The 19,441-nt window shown below is 44.2% G+C and carries 14 protein-coding genes; 5 read left to right on the forward strand and 9 right to left on the reverse strand.

Annotated elements, in window-relative coordinates:
• Positions 1-90 precede the first annotated feature (90 nt).
• The 6 genes from HMPREF1535_RS10525 to HMPREF1535_RS10550 form a co-directional block, all read right to left on the reverse strand.
• Positions 91-2,475, reverse strand: coding sequence for a DUF4906 domain-containing protein (locus tag HMPREF1535_RS10525; RefSeq protein ID WP_232312343.1), 2,385 nt, complete (start codon positions 2,473-2,475; stop codon positions 91-93).
• Position 2,476: 1 nt separating this feature from the next.
• Positions 2,477-3,619, reverse strand: coding sequence for a hypothetical protein (locus HMPREF1535_RS10530; protein WP_046146089.1), 1,143 nt, complete (start codon positions 3,617-3,619; stop codon positions 2,477-2,479).
• Positions 3,620-3,633: 14 nt separating this feature from the next.
• On the reverse strand, positions 3,634-4,668 hold the full coding sequence (locus tag HMPREF1535_RS10535; RefSeq protein WP_044215082.1) for a FimB/Mfa2 family fimbrial subunit: 1,035 nt from the start codon (positions 4,666-4,668) through the stop codon (positions 3,634-3,636).
• Between the two features lie 206 nt (positions 4,669-4,874).
• Positions 4,875-6,611: an Mfa1 family fimbria major subunit gene (locus tag HMPREF1535_RS10540; protein ID WP_187386423.1), complete on the reverse strand. Its 1,737-nt coding sequence runs from the start codon at positions 6,609-6,611 to the stop codon at positions 4,875-4,877.
• A 48-nt stretch (positions 6,612-6,659) separates the two neighbouring features.
• Positions 6,660-8,096: a DUF3868 domain-containing protein gene (locus HMPREF1535_RS10545; RefSeq protein ID WP_187386424.1), complete on the reverse strand. Its 1,437-nt coding sequence runs from the start codon at positions 8,094-8,096 to the stop codon at positions 6,660-6,662.
• A gap of 12 nt (positions 8,097-8,108) precedes the next feature.
• Positions 8,109-8,708, reverse strand: a complete 600-nt coding sequence (locus HMPREF1535_RS10550; protein ID WP_046146091.1) for a DUF3575 domain-containing protein — start codon at positions 8,706-8,708, stop codon at positions 8,109-8,111.
• Positions 8,709-9,126: 418 nt separating this feature from the next.
• On the opposite strand from HMPREF1535_RS10550, the gene HMPREF1535_RS10555 reads away from it, so the two are divergent.
• From HMPREF1535_RS10555 to HMPREF1535_RS10570, 4 genes are all read left to right on the forward strand, one after another.
• On the forward strand, positions 9,127-10,326 hold the full coding sequence (locus HMPREF1535_RS10555) for a helix-turn-helix domain-containing protein (RefSeq protein ID WP_046146092.1): 1,200 nt from the start codon (positions 9,127-9,129) through the stop codon (positions 10,324-10,326).
• Entirely contained in the window at positions 10,323-11,441 is a 1,119-nt protein-coding gene (locus HMPREF1535_RS10560; RefSeq protein ID WP_046146093.1) for a helix-turn-helix domain-containing protein, read from the forward strand. Before HMPREF1535_RS10555 ends, HMPREF1535_RS10560 begins: the two co-directional genes overlap by 4 nt.
• Before the next feature lie 147 nt (positions 11,442-11,588).
• Positions 11,589-14,375, forward strand: a complete 2,787-nt coding sequence (uvrA, locus tag HMPREF1535_RS10565) for an excinuclease ABC subunit UvrA (RefSeq protein WP_046146094.1) — start codon at positions 11,589-11,591, stop codon at positions 14,373-14,375.
• Positions 14,376-14,544: 169 nt separating this feature from the next.
• The gene (locus HMPREF1535_RS10570; protein WP_244275594.1) at positions 14,545-15,471 is read left to right on the forward strand and encodes a Fic family protein; all 927 of its coding nucleotides are present in this window, start codon (positions 14,545-14,547) and stop codon (positions 15,469-15,471) included.
• Positions 15,472-15,546: 75 nt separating this feature from the next.
• On the opposite strand, the gene HMPREF1535_RS10575 is transcribed toward HMPREF1535_RS10570, so the two are convergent.
• Together HMPREF1535_RS10575 and HMPREF1535_RS10580 are read right to left on the reverse strand one after the other, a co-directional pair.
• Positions 15,547-16,107 (reverse strand): DUF4840 domain-containing protein, encoded by a 561-nt coding sequence (locus tag HMPREF1535_RS10575; RefSeq protein WP_009859992.1) that lies wholly within the window; start codon positions 16,105-16,107, stop codon positions 15,547-15,549.
• Between the two features lie 149 nt (positions 16,108-16,256).
• Positions 16,257-17,045 (reverse strand): DUF4846 domain-containing protein, encoded by a 789-nt coding sequence (locus HMPREF1535_RS10580; RefSeq protein ID WP_392391963.1) that lies wholly within the window; start codon positions 17,043-17,045, stop codon positions 16,257-16,259.
• Positions 17,046-17,146: 101 nt separating this feature from the next.
• Here HMPREF1535_RS10580 and HMPREF1535_RS10585 point away from each other — a divergent pair, with 101 nt between their 5' ends.
• The gene (locus HMPREF1535_RS10585; protein WP_046146096.1) at positions 17,147-18,346 is read left to right on the forward strand and encodes an MFS transporter; all 1,200 of its coding nucleotides are present in this window, start codon (positions 17,147-17,149) and stop codon (positions 18,344-18,346) included.
• A 94-nt stretch (positions 18,347-18,440) separates the two neighbouring features.
• On the opposite strand, the gene HMPREF1535_RS10590 is transcribed toward HMPREF1535_RS10585, so the two are convergent.
• Entirely contained in the window at positions 18,441-19,334 is an 894-nt protein-coding gene (locus HMPREF1535_RS10590) for a PfkB family carbohydrate kinase (protein ID WP_009859989.1), read from the reverse strand.
• Between the last annotated feature and the right edge of the window lie 107 nt (positions 19,335-19,441).

The raw sequence follows: 19,441 nt of genomic DNA on the forward strand, positions 1-19,441 counted from the left end.
TTTGAGATTATTGTAACACTTTCTTCATTTCCTGCGGCAAAGATAATAAATAAAAGTGAGACTGAGCGCAGGAGGTAGAAGAGGGCTGTTTCATTTCGAATCGCGTACACAACGGATTGGTCCTGCGACCGACTTTACATAATAAAAATAGAATTGGTATTCGAATATATGGAACAGACCGGCATCCTTATGGATATGCAAAATATTCACTCGATTGTCCGTGTCCGTGGTTGCATTATGGTAGTTTCCACAACTACTTGCACGAAAACCTCCTCCATCGCCTACACGTGTTCCCTGTGTCGGGAAATAAGATGTCGGACCCTCTTTCCATTTCTGCATATACATATTCATTCCATATCCGTTCGGAAATCCATCGTCATAATTGATACCGCTCATAGATCCTGGATTGAGTCCTGTATTTGTAAACTCGAACCACAATTCGCCCGAGGCAACTCTCCAGCCTGTGGGACAGGGATCGAAAATGGATTTTTCCGTTCCGTAGTTATCGTATATATGTACATTATTACTCTGATTAATCGTGTAGGCTTTCATTCCATCGGAAGCCGGTTCCAGTCCTCCCCAAAGCTTATTGTCGCTTTCTCCTGTCGGGCACCAGTCGCCATAATTGAAATAGCTACTCTTTGTTTGCACATAACTTTCGCCTCGGTTGACTTCGTTCGTCCCACAGATAAAGATTGTAGGATTAGCTATGGCGTGTCTGACAGCCCCGGTCAGGGTGCTTCCGATTACCGAATGGAACAGCATGCTTTCATCGGTAAGGGATGTCTTATGCACTTCAATTTGGTTGGAGTTGTCATAATGCAGATCTGTATGTCCGTCGTTATAATCCTGATGTTCATTTATAATATTGCGTAAAGGAGGGAACGGGTCTTTTCGTCCCCATTGATACAACATGCCGAAGGCCTGCGTCATTTCATCCGGATACCGATGGAGACCATTTCCTATACCTTTTTGATTATCTGCCAATGCACCGAGATTGCATGACATGACAGCATAGCCTTGAATACGCGGTTTCTCAGGATGTATACCATTATTGTCCCAGTCGTATGTGTAATAAGTGACAGCTTTACCGAGATTGTCCGGTTCATGGTCTGTAACCCAAATGTGCCAAGACCATATAATGTCTCCCTTGCTATTGTAAGCACCGATCAAGGCATTACCTTTCTTTTGCGTTCTAACATAGATTTTCTGATGAATGTCGCCTGTATTTTCACCGAGTTGAACCAACGTTCCATTCGTATTATTACCAATGCAGTCTTTGGTTTGCCAGATAATACCGACACGGGCTATTTTCAGATTCTCGTCATGAGGGTTTAAATAGTCTGCAAAATTATACCCGCCCCCTGTCTCTACACGATAATAAGGCTCAAAAGAGAGGAAATCGTTTGGTTTTATAACAAAACAGTTGGATGATGGATTGTTTTGACCTTTCTCTCCTGTGACAGTCACCGTCATACGGTAAACTTGATTACGTTGTATATTAAAATTATTGAATGAGTTTCCTCCGGGATAAGCTGCATAGAGATACCTTTCACCACCGATTTCGGTGGTGACATCGACTACAAGTGCATTGGAAGGAGCTGCATCAGACTTGTTACCGCCCTGAGTCTCTATTTCTCCTTGCAGATTTTCCGGGACATAGAAAACAGCCCATTCTTTATCTTCGTTCTTTTCCAAATCCGAGGCGGCAAAGGCTATCGAACTGAATGTCGTTCCGACAGGAAATGGAACCGCATCCATTGGCTCTCCATTTCCGTCGCCGGCCAATGTCTCTACCCGGCAAATATTCGGAATTTGCCTTACATTGACGTTGTTGAGTTTCATTTCTGCTTTCAGCATCTCTACTTTTACTTTGAGTTTGGCATACATACGTGTAACCGGTATTGTGACCTTAATACCTGTCGTTACTTCCACCTCCTCGCTTGCTCCGTCCATTGGTATCGACACCTTATCTATCGATCGTAAAGGGAAAGCGGTAGGCAGGGTTTGTTTTTTCAGTTGTTCCAGATTCTTGAACTTTTGCCATGAAGTATCCGTGCCGTCGTTGGCCCAGTTGTCATAGCTCGTGTTGGTTACGACATATACAATGGACGGAACTCCGGCTTTCAGATATACGGGTAGGTCTTGTAACATTGCCTGATCGGCGATGGTATAGTAACGCGGCTTTATCAGCAGTTCTTTGGTTGTCGCATCGTACTGGAACACCCAGATGTTATGTATCTCTTTTTCTTCCGAAGTCTCTTTTTCTGGTGTGTCGCTCGGTAGAGACGCCCTTGTTTTTGCTTGTGCTTCAACGGCAAATGTATTGACGGACAAATTCAATACGGCTTCCGTCAGTTCACCTTCATCAAGACCTGCCCCGTTTGTTCCACTTGTCTCCAGTTGCAGTTCTTCTGTGCAACCTCCCATTACGATGGTTACCAATAGAAGTATGATTAAAAAGTAATGTTTCATATCAGTCAAAAGTATATTCATTATCATAAGTATATTTCCATTCTTGCACGTTCACGGTGAGCCTGTTGTCGCGGACGGTGATGGTGAAACGGTAGAGGATGTTTCGGTTGATGTCGAAACGCTTGGTATTGTCCTTATTATCTGTCTTTCCACTCTCATCGTAATTTGCGAAATAGACTTTATACGGTTCGTCCTCACCGGTCTGGGCATCGAGCCTTACTTCAATGCACGCGTATTTGTCGCCTGCGTCAATATTTTGGTATTCGGTCAGGTAGGCAATCCATTTCTCATATTTATTTCCGTCAGTACCAACCCACCGGCTTACAAAGCGGAAATTTTGTATTTTTTCTTCCGTATCGTTGCTATTTCCTACGAGGTGCAAGCCGCTAACGTAATCGCTGCTCCACTCACCACCGTGGTCGTAGTCGTCCTGTGAAAAAATATCTTTGGGGGCACAATATCCTTTTTTATTATAGCGGCGAACTTTTACCTCACTGATCGATAAGTCAAAATAGTCATCTGTCTTGAGGATCATCTCCACCTTTGCCACGGCACGGAGTAGAGTGACAGGCTCAGGTAACAATGTAACCTCTCCTGACTTGAACTCTATATTGTTGTATTCATGGACACCATAGAAAGGAATCAGTCGTTCCGGTTTCAACTCGAAAGAAGAAAAACTATCGAACTGCCCCCAATCGGCATTGCAGATATCCGAAAGCAACGTTTCTCCGGTCTTCATCGTATCGTCGCCATATTGCGGCCAGTTGGCAAGCACGACCATTTTGAAGTTTTTGTGATTGGCCAAAGCGGCGGGTGCCTTGCCAAGTACACTATAATCCCTGTAATCGCTTTTTTCAGTTACTACGAAACCGTCCGGCTCAAAACGAGCGATGAGCTTATTGTCGAAGGTGAAGAAATAAATCCTGTAGTTGTTGTTCTCTATGTCTATGTAGTTTTCATAGGTTTCGCCAACTTCATAGCCTTCACCGGTCTCCGGGCTTCTTGTGGGCAATCTGAAGCCGATGCTGAGAGCTGTTTCTTTTTCGGATATGCCGAAAACATCCGTTTCATGGCTACACGAGGTACTCCACAACGCAAGGAGCATCAGAGTCCCCGTGATGATATGTTTTACCACATTTTTCATTCGCATTCCTTTTATTATAATTCGCTGTTTTGCAGCACCACCTTCCAAGAGTTGATGTAAATGTAGGCATCGAGCCAACGGTCACCTTTATCGAGGAAGAACACCATGTCGTATACGTCCTGCCTATCGAGATATTCCTGGTCGTCCATATCCCGGTTATAGAAACCTTTCACAAGCAAGGCATAGTCGATAAGAGGAATGGAGAAAACTGGTTTTCCTGTTTCCTTGTTGGTCACGGTGAGCTGTGTTTTCTGTCCTTTTACAAGACGTGGTATGGTCAGTTCGGCTATGGCTGCGCTGAAAATGGCGCGAGACACAGTCTGTATTTCTTCGGACTGGGAGTCTATGCCTGCTTCCCCGGCGTCGGTATGCCATGCGAAGAAAGTCACCGGCTCGTCGGGTAGCAATGTGTTGTCCCAGTCCATGCTTCCGTTAGTATCGGTGATGGTGAAGACGAACTTATCTTTGTCCACAGCCTCTCCCGAGAGGTGTTGTAACACCACTCGGACGTTGTTGGTGTTTTTCACCAATGGTACGGTATAAGTGTACGTACCTTCGGTTTCACCGAACGTCTGTTCCGGCAGTCGCCCATGGAATAAGCGGTCGAGATCTTCGTTGACGAATGCCTTGTTTCCGGCATCGTATTGCCTGTCAAGCGTGCAGGTCAGTTCTCTGCCGACGGTTGTTGCAGGTCTTGAGAAAGAACCTTTGTCAGTTGTGCCACACCAAGCGAGCAGCTCGTATTCGCCTGGTTCTACATCTATGGTCATGGCATAATCATCAGCCGCAAGGGATTCTCCCTGTTCGGTACGTTGCCAAACCACCTTGCCGTCGACATCGAGCAGGTAAAGTGTCACTACGTTCACTTCGTGGGCAAAGGCGTCGGCAAACTTCATGTTGTAATCGTAGCGGAATTTCACACGGTAGTTTACCGAGCAGTCGCCCTCATCGTCATAGATTAAGCTGTCGCAGGCATATAGCATCGAGGTGCAAGCGATGACCGCCATCGACTTGACGTTTATTTTTCTTATGTAAGATCGTATATTCATTTGATTTATATTATTTATTTTATATATGTATGCTGCGGAAAATACCGCAGGGGATTTTCATTTTCGGTGGGAAATGGCAGATGCGCCCTTTCCGGTTCCGTCCTCTCTTTGCGCCGGAGCGGAAGCGCTTTTCTAAAGCCATTCCATGTGGGGTTTATTCCTCATGGAATGGTTGTTTTATAAGATAAAGATTGTTTCAAGAAAAATTAAAGTTCCACATTTTGGCTGACAATCTTCCAGGAAAGGATATTGATTTTCGCGCCAACGTAATAAGTGTCACCGTCCGGATCTTCGCCGGGAACGATTTTTTCGTCTTCGTCAAAAATCCCCTTGCCTATATTTTCCAATTTGTCAATGGTGACTACATAGTGGTGATTGCGCACCACACCGTATTTGGCTTCCGGAATAGTCCCGTTTGCGACATCGCCATTGTTGAGGTGTTCGATAGGTATATTGTAGTACATCGATCCACCGTTGTAAGCGATGGCATCTGCTGAAGCAGCGGCCAGATTTTCGTTAAGAGCGGCGATGATTTGATCCGAACTGTTGGCGCCGTCCTCTGTATATAATGAGGTTTCATTCTCATTCGTAAATACCACTTTTACTTTTCCGTCGCCCATATTCTCCAATTTCACATACTCTTTACCAATCTGTGTATATTTTGTATTACCTCCATCGTCTTGACCGTCTTCATACCACATGTTCAGTTGGTTTTTCGTCTTCAGTACGTTGAGCACATATTCGAGGAAGGAGTCTTGTTTGAAAAGTACACCATTGTAACGTACGAGGTCGAGTGCATTGCCGCTTGCATCGCATATATTGGCTTTCAACAGGACACTCGTAACGGTAGAAGGAAAGTTGCCAGTCACGATGGTGTTTGTGTTGGTGTTCTCGGCGCAATAGGCAGGGGTTCCCAATGCGGTTAAGTCGCTTTCCAAATCGACATAATTCAGATATGTGGAATTGGCGGGAACTCCCGCCGCATTTTCAGGATAGCCGGACAAACCGTAGTTGAACGACTTACCCCAATGGCTGCGGTGGTCGGTCCATCTGTTCCATGTAAAGCCCAAGTCATTATCCGTCCAAGTTGCATCTATGTTCTTAATCATGTACGATTTCTTCGCTGTGGCGTTCAATTTCCATCCGAGCAATTCCACATAAAGCTCTTCCGAAGCGATATTACCGCTTCCGGCTGGGTTGTCTTCGCCTGCTACAGTGACTTTTATCGGATAACGCCCATTTACATCCTTTGGAAGTTCATCGGATACATTCAAGGTTACTTTGGCAGCCAGACGCTCCACATATACAGTCACTGCATTGCTAATGGCACTCACATCTGTTATCGGTTCAAGAGAGAAATTTTCCTCTTTAACTTCCGTCACGAAATATTTTGTCCGATTGGTTTCGGTGTAGCTCGTAGTGCTCATGGTAAAGTAATTGGTAGTGACGTTATTGGTCGTTTCCGGATAATAAATACCTTCCGCGTTATTGTCTGCAAGCACTGTTTGCATTTCGTCGAGTGTTTTTCCATACACGAAGTTGGTCGGTTTGTTGAGCACTGTTACCATATATTTAGGATAGTCTTTTTTGTCCAGTCCTTTCAGTACAACGACGTTGTTGCTCACAAATTCAATGTTTCCGGCAGGGGCAGTCGTTGAGGCGTTGCCACCTCCCCAAGCATTACCTTGTGTCACGAATACACCGTCTGCATCGTAAAAGTAGAAGTAGGCGTTTTTTACAGACTGTTCGTTTGTTCCGTACTCAAAGCCACCTTCTTGCGCCTTTGTAAGTGAACCTGCATCAGCGAGGCGGATATTGATGTACGCCTCGTCTCCTGTGAAGGCATTCGGTGTATCATCCGGAATAATTCCTGATTCGTCGTTCGAGCATGCACACAATGCGATGCATACGAACATACCTAAAAATAATTTATTCATCTTCATAAATGTTTGTAATCTAATTTTGTTAATAATATATTATCTCGTTTATCCTTAATGTTTCCCTTTTTCAAGCTGTTCAAGCGTGATGCCGGCCTGTTCTGATCCGAGAGATTTCGCCTCGTTCAAGTAACGTCGGGCACTGTTGTAATCTTTTTGCCGGATGGCCAGTGCACCTCGGGCATAAACAGCCTCGGGCGAATTGTCCGTTTTGGCAAGGTAACGCTTTGCGGCCGTGAGGTCGCCACGGCGCATGGCAGCGTTGGCGGCGTTCAGGTTGGCGATGGTGTCATCCGGGAACATGCGTACCGCTGTCTCGAACACTTCAGTGAACTCATCCGTACCGGGTTCATACTCCTGTGCGACGAGGTAGAACTCATTCAGGTTCAGTTTCTGCGGCCGTTCACGTATGATTCGCCTTATATCCTCCACGTCGCTGTAACTGCGGATAGTGTAGACTATGCGGTAGTCAGTGTGGCGCAACGCCGGATAACAGTTCTGTAACAGGAAGCGATATTCCGCCGGATAGGTCTGTTTTATTTTCAGCTCTTTGGCATCCGGTTCCAAATTGCCGTCTATCAAAGCAATCATTTCTGTGCGATGTTCAAGGTCTGACTGTTCCACGTAGTGGCGCAATCCTACCCAATCCTCCGGTTCGTAGTCAGTCGTTATTACCTCGTCTTCAAACTGGTAGAGTTGTTGTATGAATTTCTTCAATGCTGCCGTACGTCCGATAGCCAACTCTTTGTTATGTGCATAAGGACTTTCGGGTGAAGCGTAACCTTTCAGCCATACCGAAGTAATGGTTATGTCCATGTCGCCTTGCACGGAGTCTATCGATGACTGTATTTTCCCAAGTTCGGCGGTGTTGTGTCGATAATCCGGATAAATCACTGTTTGATTCACCGGGAAGTCGATGAACGCCGAACCTTCGAGTGAATCCTGTTTTTCGATCTGCCCTTGCGGACGTATATATACCAGTTCGGGGAAAAACGCTTCGGTGTGTCGTCCGAGCGTGTCATTCCGCTCTGCCAACAACGTGTTGCAACACCCGTAGTCGTCACGACGAAGCGACAGCACGGCTCCGTTCATCCATTCGGCGTATGGTACCATATGGTGGTATTTGAGGGTATCGGGTTTTTCCGAGGCCTTATAGCTCTTTTCATTCTTGCCCGATAGCATGCTTTCGCCATTGCGTACATAGAAGTAGTAACGGCGCCTGCCGTAAACCCCTATCGGTTGCAGGTCGAGCGAGTCGTTGCCATTGACTAGCCATGGTGTAAGAAGTACGGCACGATTATCGTCTACGTCAAGCCCTGACAAATCCCAAAGCATGTCTATGGCGATGTACCCGCCGTTGCGTTCTATTTTTAGATTCTCCACGGAAACACCGTTCACGATGTCCTGTTTCCGCAAGTCGATTGCAGTTTGTGCTTCCGTTACCGTAACCATGCCCAAAAGGACTGATAGGATATATATTGTCTTTTTCATCTTTGCACACGATTAAAATACATAAACAAGGTTGATTGCCGCTTTCGTCGGCCCCACATAGTGGTGCGGCTTGTCCGTTTCTAACTTTCTGCCGCACCCGGCACACTGGAAGCGGTCATAGCGTGTATAGGAATAACCAAAGCCTATTTCCGCCTCAAGGTTCCAATGCCGCCCCAGTATCCACGTATAACCGTAAGCGATACCAGCGCCGACGAACCAGCCCTGATAACGGGTATCTTTCAGCTTGCGGGCATCCGTTCCGAGAAAGTTGATTTTTCCGTCAAAACCTCCGATGTTATACTGTCCGCCATGGATGTGAGCACCTACGAAGTGCCCTGAGAAGTGGTCGCAGAACCAGTATCTGACCTCAGGTTGAACGGCCCAGTGTTTCCAGCGCCGGTCGTGCGAGAGTGTCCATGCGTTGAACTGTCCCGTAGCGTCCAAAGTCCATTTAGGTGCGAGTCTGATCTCTATTCCCAAATTCGGATTCAGGAAAGCATCTGCCAGAACATTACTCTTGACAGCCACGTTCTGGGCTTTGGTATCCTGCATCATACCGGCGGTAGTAACTACCAGCAGGACCAATATTCGTTTTATAATTCCATTGTGCATATTTTATGGCTATAGTTAATTATTCCGTTGTAAATTTTATAGTCTGTTCTTGCATAGACAGTTTCAAGAGGTCAGTTGCGGTGACCTCGCTTTCTTTATTTTTGTTTTGCACAAAGGAACGGCGTATTTGTTATCGCATAGTGTCAAAACGTATAAATCATATCGGCAAAATCGTAATGACCATTTTACACAAGCTGCAATTTTGTAACGGGCATGTCAAATCATCAAAGTCTGACTCATTTTAGAAGTGCGCGGAGTCATTATTAACAGTTGTAATACAAATAAGTGCAGTAAAAAAGGCTATCTTTGTATACCGTAATGTCAGTGAGTTTATGACTGTCTGCCTAAGCAATTTAAGTGCATCGGAAAAAGCCAGCAGAAACACACACTCGAGAAAAATAATTTGAATTCGATTGACATGGGAGCATTTGTCACATACAGCAACTTGATGACCTATATTTTACCGATATTTTGTTCGGCCATATGTTCGGTCTTTACTTTATTATTGATATGGAATTATCGCAATCTTGCCGAAAGGAAATTAAGGCGGGTTGTAAGCATTTATTGTATCCTGATAGCCGTATGGTGGTCATCTGCTTTATGGCATGTGCTCTCTGACGATCCGATATTCCTTCCGGTCGATATTCCTTTTGCCCTGTCGTATATTTATATTCCCATATTGTTTTACAATATCGTTTATTACTTGGCCTATTTAGGGAAAAAGAGAAACTTTCCCGTACTGAATTACATTTGGCCGGTACCCACATTGGCAATTATCCTGATAACGACAGCTTGGATGTCACCTCCCGAGGGAGGACTTTTTACCAGACTGTCGTTATTTGAGCGCTATACGGAGCTTTTTATATCCAGTTCTTTACTGCGGTTTATCACTGCAATAGCTTATATTGTTCCGACTGGCCTGTTATTGCTGCGGTATTATAGGCAGACGGTACTTCAAATGGCCGATACGGATCGAAAATATGTCAGTATTAAATCATCGCGTTGGCTCATTATGTTTTTCATGCTTTCTATACTTTCCATCGTTATATTTCTAATTGCTTTTTTGCCTTCGTTGGTCGGGGCAAGTCAATGGCTTATTCGGTTGAACGCGTTATGCATTATGGCTCAGGAAATCTTGCTTACATATCAGGTTATCCGTAGGCAATATCTCTCTTACAAGACCTTTGATTTGTTTTCAGGCAATGAAAATGAGACTGGGAACAACGGTTTGATCGCCAAACAATACCCTGTGCCGGATGACACCCGCGGACAATTGAACAGGACGGCGTTCGAAAACTATTTGTCTCAACAAAAACCATTCCTCGATCCTGATTTCAAATTGACTGACATGGCCGAGGCGATGGGGGTGAACCGTACCGTGATGTCCAATTTTGTCAATCAAACTTATGGGGTGAATTTCAGGCGTTACCTGAACCAATGTCGGATTAGGGAATACCAGACTCTGATAGCGCATCCTTCGAATGAACAAAAAAATCCGTATCAGGTAATGACCATGGCGGGGTTCAAAGACTCTAGGCATTTCCAGCGTGCGATTCAATTGGAAAATACATATAAAGAACAGACTGACAAGGAATCACCAATAAATAAAAAAGGATGAATCAAGATATCGGACGTGCAATAGTTTTTTCAATACCTGTGGTAAGCGCTGCGGTCGGCTTAATCATGATTTCGCTCGACATAACTCGTTCTTCCAATACAATCAATCGGAAAATACATTACAGCATAATCACTGTATACTGTTTGATAATGTTGTACTGGAGTGGACTGGTTATGCATTCTGTCGCCCGCGACGCTTTTATAACATACCAACCTGTTTTCTTTTCCTCGTTCAGTTTTATTCCCATATTCCTGTACCTGATTACCTATATTATTACGGGAATAGGCGAGCAGAGGCGTTTTCCGGTATACCATTTTATCCTTCCGTCGTGTTTGACTGTAACTATTTACGTGATTGCCTTAATAGTGCCGTTCCGGCAACGATGGACTGCTATTTATGATAATGAGGTAAGCCTGACAAGTGCGATAATCGACATCACGTTTATTGTCTGTATTTTGCTGAGTATTTTATATTCTGTATTGAGCTTGCTCCGCATAAAATCCTATAAACGTCAGGTAACTGATTATTCCGCTGATATTTACCGGATGTCGCTGGATTGGCTATCCTTTATCATTATTTTCAGGGTCCTGCTGCAAACCTTGCCGATAGCCGGATTGATATTGGGTATCGGGCTATTCAATAAGTTGGGGTTTATTTGGATATTTACAACGTTGCCGGCAGTTTTTACTCATATTGTGCTGTGCCTGAATATTCTTTCGGAGAATTATGTGATTATCGAACCTGTTACTGCCAAAGAAAAGGAAATGACTGCGTTGGGGAATTATGCGCAATTGGGGCGGGAGCGAGTCGAGAAGTATTTAGAGGATAAGAAACCTTATCTAAACCCGGAATTCAAAATAACCGACATGGCCAAGGATCTTTTCTCTAACAGAACTTATATATCAGCATTTATAAATAGAGAGTATGAGATGAATTTCAATCGTTTTATTAATAATTACCGATTGAAGGAAGTTGAAAGATTACAGGCGGAAGCTGTACAAAGAAAGCAAAAAATATCTTTGATGGAGATTGTTATTCATGCTGGATTCAGTAATTATCGAAGTTATTTCCGAGCTAAAAAAATGGTAAAAAACGATCCTGTTTCCGTAGATTAAAAAATGTAATTCAGATAGATATGCGAAAGTCTCTTATCCGGTTCAAAGATAATAGATAATAAATAATAACAAACCCGAATACCTCTGTACTAAATTCAGGTTCTCGTTTCTTTTTGCTATTTTTGTATCCTTATTAGGAAAAGATTTATGTCTGAAAATAATGCTATATTTATCAAAGGGGCTCGTGTTAATAACCTGAAGAATATTGATGTAGAGATCCCGCGCGACAAACTGGTCGTGATAACCGGATTATCCGGCAGCGGAAAATCCTCCCTTGCTTTCGATACGTTATATGCCGAAGGACAGCGCCGCTATGTGGAGAGTCTTTCTTCTTATGCCCGCCAGTTTTTGGGGCGTATGAGCAAGCCGGAGTGCGACTATATTAAAGGCATTCCGCCCGCTATTGCGATCGAGCAGAAGGTGAATACCCGCAATCCGCGTTCGACAGTGGGTACATCTACCGAAATATATGAATACCTGCGGCTGCTTTATGCCCGGATAGGCAAGACGATTTCGCCTGTGTCGGGGATGGAAGTGAAAAAGCATCAGGTGAAAGACATCGTGAAGGAGGTTCTGGCATATCCGGCCGGTACCCGTTTTGCCGTGTTTGCCCCGGTAGTCCTGCCGGAAGGCCGTGGCATGAAGGAGCAGCTGGAGATTTTACAGAAAGAAGGATATACCCGTTTGTCAATCAACGACACGGCTTACCGTATCCAGGAAGTGTTGGCGGATGAGGCATTGCTCGGTTCTTCCACTATTGAATTGCTGGTCGACCGTCTGACGGTTTCGGACGACAAGACATTGAAAAGCCGTCTGGCCGATTCGGCGGAAACGGCGTTTTTTGAAGGGCATGATACCTGTATTATCCGTATCTATGCTGCCGAAGGGACGGTGGTAAAGGAATATTCCAAGAAATTTGAAGCGGACGGTATCACGTTTATCGAACCGACCGATATGATGTTCAGCTTTAACAATCCGCTGGGAGCCTGTCCGGTCTGTGAAGGATTCGGAAAAGTGCTGGGTATTGATGAGAACCTGGTGGTGCCGGATAAGAGCTTGTCGGTCTTTCAGGGGGCGGTAGTCTGCTGGAAAGGCGAAGTGATGGGAGAGTGGTTGAAGGAGTTTATCGCCAAGAGCGAGAAATACAACTTCCCGATACATCGTCCGTATTACGACCTGACGCAGAAGGAAAAAGACCTGTTGTGGCATGGTGCCCGCGGCTTGCACGGCATCGACGACTTTTTCAAGTTTGTGGAAGAGAATCTTTATAAAATACAATACCGTGTCATGCAGGCTCGCTATCGGGGAAAGACGACCTGTCCTTCCTGTAAAGGGGCCCGCCTGAAACCGGAAGCGCTCTATGTGAAAGTAGGCGGTAAGAATATAGCTGAACTGGTGGCATTGCCTATCACGGAAGCAAAAGCCTTTTTTGACAACCTGGTGCTGGACGAAACGGATGCGGCCGTGGCAAAACGTTTGTTGACGGAGATTATGAACCGCTTGCAGTTCCTGCTGGATGTCGGGTTGGGGTATCTGACGCTCGACCGCCTTTCGGCTTCGTTGTCGGGTGGTGAAAGCCAGCGTATTAACCTGGCGACTTCGTTGGGCAGCAGCCTGGTCGGTTCCTTGTATATATTGGATGAGCCGAGTATCGGGTTGCATTCGAGAGATACCGATTTGCTGATAAAGGTGTTGCGTCAGTTGCAGGCGTTGGGTAATACGGTGGTCGTGGTGGAACATGACGAGGATATTATCCGTTCAGCCGATTATATTATAGATATAGGTCCGAAGGCTGGACGTTTGGGGGGCGAAGTGGTCTACCAGGGGGATGTGAATAACCTGCAAACCAGCAGCGACAGTTATACGGTCCGTTATCTGACCGGTGAAGATAAGATTGAAGTCCCCGCTTTCCGGCGCCTGTGGAATAATTATATAGAGGTGAAAGGGGCCCGTAAGAATAACCTGAAAGGGGTAGATGTGAAATTTCCGTTGAACGTGATGACGGTTGTTACCGGTGTCAGCGGTTCGGGAAAGAGTTCGCTGGTGCGGGATATCTTTTATGAAGGGGTAAAGCATTATCTGGATGATGCGGCCCGGCTGATGGTGGATTGTTCCGGCCTGGAAGGTGATATGAAGATGATACAGGGTATCGAGTTTGTCGATCAGAACTCGATCGGTAAGAGTTCGCGTTCGAATCCGGTGACTTATATCGGTGCTTACGACGAGATCCGTAAATTGTTCGGTGAACAGCCACTGGCGAAACAGCTGGGATATACGTCTGCCTATTTCTCTTTTAATAAGGAAGGCGGACGCTGTGAAGAATGTAAAGGGGACGGCCGTATCACGGTGGAAATGCAGTTTATGGCGGATATCACGTTGGAATGCGAAAGCTGCCATGGAAAGCGTTTCAAACAGGATGTGCTGGATGTGGAATATCACGGTGTGAATATCTATGATATGCTGGAAATGACTGTCAACCAGGCAATCGAGTTCTTCGAAGCACATACCGGTTCGCAGGAAAAGAAGATCGTCAAAAGGTTGAAGCCGTTGCAGGATGTCGGCCTGGGTTATATCAAACTGGGACAGACTTCTTCGACTTTGTCCGGCGGTGAGAACCAACGTGTGAAGTTGGCCTATTACCTGGGGCAGGAAAAGCAGCAGCCGACTTTGTTCGTATTCGACGAACCGACTACGGGTTTGCACTTCCATGATATAAAGACCCTGCTGAAAGCATTTAATGCATTGATCGATAAAGGGCATACGGTAGTGATCATTGAACATAACATGGACGTGATCAAATGTGCTGACTACCTGATCGATTTAGGACCGGAAGGAGGTAACGCCGGCGGTTATCTGGTTTGTGCCGGAACGCCGGAAGAGGTGGCTTTGTGCCCGGAGTCTTATACAGGGCATTATTTGAAAGAGAAATTGTAGCAGACCAATCCTGAAAAGATTGTTGAATATAAGAATCTCCTTCCGGTTACATGTTAATTCGCATACCGGAAGGAGATTTTTTATGTTTATATAAATATATTTCTTATCTTTGATACTATCAAATGATACTATCACAATGAAACCTCTTTATAAAATAACACCTTATATATTGGCTAAAGTCGCTTCAATTTCAGAAAAACTGGGTGAAATTAAAGCGGCCCGTTTGCATAGGCCTCCTACTGAACTAAGAAAAAGGAACAGGATACGCACAATTCATTCTTCTCTTGTTATTGAAGGAAATACGTTAACTTTCGATCAAGTTACGGCTTTATTGGAAAAGAAACGTGTAATAGCTCCATTAAAAGATATTACCGAAGTGAAAAATGCAATTCGTGTTTATGAAAATATTGGCCTTTTTGATCCTTTTAGCATAGAATCCTTATGTGAGGCACACCGGATATTGATGGATGGTCTGGTAGAAAACGCTGGGAGGCTGAGGAATAAATCAGTTGGCATCATGAAAGGAAAACAGCTGGCACATGTCGCTCCCTCAGGGACTCTTGTTAAATCGCTGTTGAATGACTTGTTTGGTTATTTGGAGAATGATGATGAAATATTGCTTGTCAAGAGTTGTGTTTTCCATTATGAGTTTGAATTTATCCATCCGTTTCTTGATGGAAACGGAAGAATGGGACGTTTGTGGCAAAGTGTTATTTTGATGAAGTATAATCCGGTGTTTGAATATTTGCCGGTAGAGTCTCTCATTAAAGAAAATCAGGAAGAGTATTATCGGATTTTGGCTGTTGCTGACAGACAAGGGGAGTCTACTATCTTTGTTGAATTTATGCTGAGAATAGTAGAAGAGTCGCTCGAAGAATTACTGCAATCGCAGAATGTAACACTTACGGGGCGTGACAGAATTGCTTTGTTTAAGGATTATATAGCAGATGCTTCTTTTACCCGTAAAGACTATCTGAGATATTTTAAAGAGTTATCAACAGCTACGGCCAGCAGGGACTTAAAAGAGGCGGTTGATAGTAATCAGTTGCGGAAAGAAGGAGAGAAAAGTTTGACGCACTATACATATATTATATAGGACCTGTTGTTGGAATACAAAAACGGAGAATGCTTCCAATGAAACATCCTCCGTTTATATTGGATAGAATTAGTCTTATTTCTTCTTCATATCGAAAGACAAGTCCATCGGAGTCCAACCACCAGGGAAGTCTATTCCGCCTACTTTTACATTAGCAGCTTTAATAGTGAACTTTAAGTTTTTGTCTTTAACTGCATATGAAGCTGTCTTTTCTGCTTCAATAGTAACTTCAACACCAGCAGCATCGATTTTTAATGGTTCCGGTTTTAAAGTCATTACAACTGAATCTTTTGCCGCATTCATTGTTGCTGTATAGTTTATTTTGTAATTCAGTGAATCGCCAATCGCTTCGATGATAGGCTTTGATGCTTCTTCACCCAAAAGTTCTACAACTAATGCTTGATAAGGGAATTTCTCAAACTGAATTGAGTCATTTGCAACTTTCAGTTCCAGAGTCGTACCTGTAGCTGCTGCTTCTTTTGCTTCTTTTGCATAAGTCATCTTCCCTGTAAACTCGCCATTAACATCTTCTACAGTTCCTACTGTTGGAGTGTCATCATCATCACTGCAAGAAGCAAAAGTTAAACCAACTACTGCTAACATCATCATAAGCGACCATTTCAACGTCTTCTTCATTTTTCTTTTATTTTAGTGTTAATAAATTATGTACGACTAATAAGATGGTAGAAGTTGTAAAAAGGCTGCATCTTTATTGAATAATAAATGAGAAAAATAATATATTTAAATGTAAGGCGTTGATATATAGTAACTTTTGAAACGTTTTTTTATTTGAATTGTTTCAGATCTTTTTTATTGAAGATCCATTCTGGGGTGTAGACCTTTCCATCATCCGAGTCGCTCAGTTCGTACCAGGGGGATTTCTTCCTGTTTACCGGATTGGTCAGTATATGGATATGCTGGGCAGGCATATAACTTTGTGCCAGCAGGAATACTTTCTTTTTTGTCTTTGGGTGAACGGCCATATCGACGACAATAACGGCATGCCCCGGGTGACCGCCCAGGATAAATACGTCACCTATCTTCATCTCCAGGTAGTTGACCGGAGCCAGTTCTTTCGATAGGGAGGTTGTTCCTGCATAGGAAAATACCATATCCAGATAGGAACGGAATGTTTTATAGGAATAATCTTCGCCTTTGGATGGATACCACGACACTGTATTGCTGTTCACACGGATACGGTTGCCTTTTGCCCATTTGGTATATTCGGCATTGAATCCGTTTGTGAAATTGAAGTGGATGGCTGCATACTGTTTCTGTCCGTAAAGATATTCTGCCCTCAACCGGATAACGGCATCGGCACACTGCTGAAGGTCACGTTTTCCGATATCCAGATCGACGACGGCATAAGCAGGCAGCTGATTACGCTTTGTCTCTCCATTATAAAGCAAAACTTTGCTTCCTTCCGGTTGCAGAGGTAGCCGACGGAGATATGAAGCAAAAGAATTTGCTGCTACCTCTGTTCGGACATATCCTTCGGGAGGCATTATTCGTTCTGCAATAGTTTGTCCTGAAAGTAAAGTTTTGCAGAAAAACAACAGGAAAATAATTAGCATTCTGGTTTTCATGTCTTTCGGATTTTGTACAAACATACCTTTTTTTCTGTTATTTCCTGTTCTTATGAGTATATTTGTCTGTTCAATAAATATCTGATGAAATGGATTCTAATAACCATGTAGCTTATTCGAAAGAACATATACGTTTTGCGGTTCTTTCCTTTTTTCTTGCTCAGGGGCTTTGCTTTTCAAGTTGGGCAAGTCGTATTCCTGATATTAAGGAGATCTTTACGGTGAATGATGCCCTGTATTGGGGGATTGTGCTGTTTATGATTCCGGTGGGGAAGTTTGTGGCGATTCCGCTGGCGGGTTATCTGGTGTCGAAGCTGGGAAGTCGTATTATGGTGCAGATCAGTATTATGGGATATGCCCTTTCTCTATTTGCGATTGGGACGGCATTGAATATTTATATGCTTGGGGTGTTTCTGTTTTGTTTCGGTGTGTTCTGGAATCTGTGTGATATATCGTTGAATACACAGGGGATCGGGATAGAGCGGCTTTACGGGCGGACGATCATGGCTTCTTTTCATGGGGGATGGAGTCTGGCTGCCTGTCTGGGGGCGTTGATCGGTTTTATCATGATCGTTTCGGATGTTACTCCGTTTTGGCATTTTACGTTGATCGCTGCATTGATACTGTTGCTTACCATGGTGAGCCGCAGGTATTTACAGGATGATGTATCTACAGCGGAAGCTGTAGAAGATAAGTCGGAGAAATGGCAATATATAAAGAGACCGGAGATGTTGCTGATTAAGTTGGGGCTGGTCGGTTTGTTCGCTTTGGTGGTTGAGAGTGCGATGTTTGACTGGAGCGGTGTCTATTTTGAATCGGTTTTGCAGGTACCTAAATCTTTGCAGATTGGCTTTCTGGTGTTTATGGTGATGATGACTGTCGGTCGCTTCCTGGCTAATTATGCGTACCGGATATGGGGAAAGCAGCGGGTGTTGCAGTTGTCCGGCGCTTTTATTTTTATCGGTTTTTTTACTTCTGCCTTATTGGGCAGTACAGTTGATTCGATGGCCTTGAAGGTGATTGTCAACTCATTCGGATTCATGTTGGTCGGACTGGGAATTTCGAGTATGGTTCCTACTATTTATAGCCTTGTCGGGGCAAAGTCGAAAACACCGGTAGGGATTGCGCTTACCATTCTTTCAAGTATCAGTTTTATCGGTTCGCTTGTCGCACCATTACTGATCGGAGCAATCTCGCAGGCTTTTAATATGGAATATGCTTATATGGTGGTCGGTTTGCTGGGACTTTGTATTCTGTTGATGACCACGTTCAGCAAGGCGTTTAGATAATTCTATTTTCCCCATTGCAATGGGGATTATTCCCCTTTCTAGTTGGGGAAAATTCCCCACACAATAAAAAATATGGGGAATTTTACAGGCTCGTCTAAATTTCCGGAAACTTCTGTTCCGCCGTCTCCATGCAATGGATGACATCTTCTTTGCTTCCGCTGAAGGGACCGGAGGCTTCGATCTTGATGGTGGACATGGCGGCGGCAAAGCGGCCAGCTTCATCTATGGAAGCACCTTTGGCACGCTGATACAGGTAACCGGTCATATAAGTGTCGCCGCAGCCGGTGGCATCAACCACTTCTCTGGGTTTGTAGGCCGGTATTTTATGGAATGTTTTTCCATCGTATATAACAGAGCCCAGGCTGCCCAACGTGATCAGTACTTCTTTTACTCCCCATTCATACATTTTCAATGCAGCACCGACAACATCGTCGTGGCCTGTGAGCACTTCCATTTCATGTTCGTTTGCTTTCAGGAAATGGATATATTTTAATGCTTCTTCCTTTTCTGTCCAGTCCACAGCGTAGACTTTCTTATCACGGACTTCGCGCAGATAACCTTGAGAGTCGGCGGATACGAGTCCTTTTTCAGCCATGTACTTCACGACATCCAGTGAGAAATCGTCGGCTAGCAGGCTTCCCAGATGTATGATCTTGGCCTGTATATCTTTCAGATAATCGACTGTGAACGGGTCTGCTTTCGCCAGAACCCGCTGCGTGCGGTTATCCTGGTTCTCTCCGTAGATGTTCTCGAAATAAACGGAATGTTTGCTGGGCATAACCGCCACATCGATTCCTTCCGACCGTAACTTATCAACCTCTTTCATCTCCGATTCGGCTAAAGCCGTGATCAACGAATAATCGATGTCGTTGAAATGTTTGATTGCATGGGAGAAGTAAAAAGCGGTTCCTCCCGCCATGTGTACTGTATTTTTAGGGGTCACAATTTTATCCAGTGTGATATGACCTATACAACAAAGATCGTGCATATTATTATATTGTTTATAAATGTACAAAAGTAGTCAAAAATGAGTATTGGTAGGAATGGTTCTTTATTTTTATTATTTTTGTCTACTGGCAATCATTAAAATTGTTA

Source organism: Parabacteroides goldsteinii DSM 19448 = WAL 12034 (assembly GCF_000969835.1).
GTDB lineage: Bacteria > Bacteroidota > Bacteroidia > Bacteroidales > Tannerellaceae > Parabacteroides > Parabacteroides goldsteinii.

Bases quoted from the DNA above. Each gene is read 5' to 3' on its own strand.
- HMPREF1535_RS10530 (WP_046146089.1), bottom strand. From the start codon at position 3,619: ATGAAAAATGTGGTAAAACATATCATCACGGGGACTCTGATGCTCCTT.
- HMPREF1535_RS10560 (WP_046146093.1), top strand. From the start codon at position 10,323: ATGAATCAAGATATCGGACGTGCAATAGTTTTTTCAATACCTGTGGTA.
- HMPREF1535_RS10540 (WP_187386423.1), bottom strand. From the start codon at position 6,611: ATGAAGATGAATAAATTATTTTTAGGTATGTTCGTATGCATCGCATTG.
- HMPREF1535_RS10525 (WP_232312343.1), bottom strand. From the start codon at position 2,475: ATGAAACATTACTTTTTAATCATACTTCTATTGGTAACCATCGTAATG.
- HMPREF1535_RS10545 (WP_187386424.1), bottom strand. From the start codon at position 8,096: ATGAAAAAGACAATATATATCCTATCAGTCCTTTTGGGCATGGTTACG.
- HMPREF1535_RS10550 (WP_046146091.1), bottom strand. From the start codon at position 8,708: ATGCACAATGGAATTATAAAACGAATATTGGTCCTGCTGGTAGTTACT.
- uvrA (WP_046146094.1), top strand. From the start codon at position 11,589: ATGTCTGAAAATAATGCTATATTTATCAAAGGGGCTCGTGTTAATAAC.
- HMPREF1535_RS10580 (WP_392391963.1), bottom strand. From the start codon at position 17,045: ATGCTAATTATTTTCCTGTTGTTTTTCTGCAAAACTTTACTTTCAGGA.
- HMPREF1535_RS10585 (WP_046146096.1), top strand. From the start codon at position 17,147: ATGGATTCTAATAACCATGTAGCTTATTCGAAAGAACATATACGTTTT.
- HMPREF1535_RS10590 (WP_009859989.1), bottom strand. From the start codon at position 19,334: ATGCACGATCTTTGTTGTATAGGTCATATCACACTGGATAAAATTGTG.
- HMPREF1535_RS10555 (WP_046146092.1), top strand. From the start codon at position 9,127: ATGGGAGCATTTGTCACATACAGCAACTTGATGACCTATATTTTACCG.
- HMPREF1535_RS10535 (WP_044215082.1), bottom strand. From the start codon at position 4,668: ATGAATATACGATCTTACATAAGAAAAATAAACGTCAAGTCGATGGCG.
- HMPREF1535_RS10575 (WP_009859992.1), bottom strand. From the start codon at position 16,107: ATGAAGAAGACGTTGAAATGGTCGCTTATGATGATGTTAGCAGTAGTT.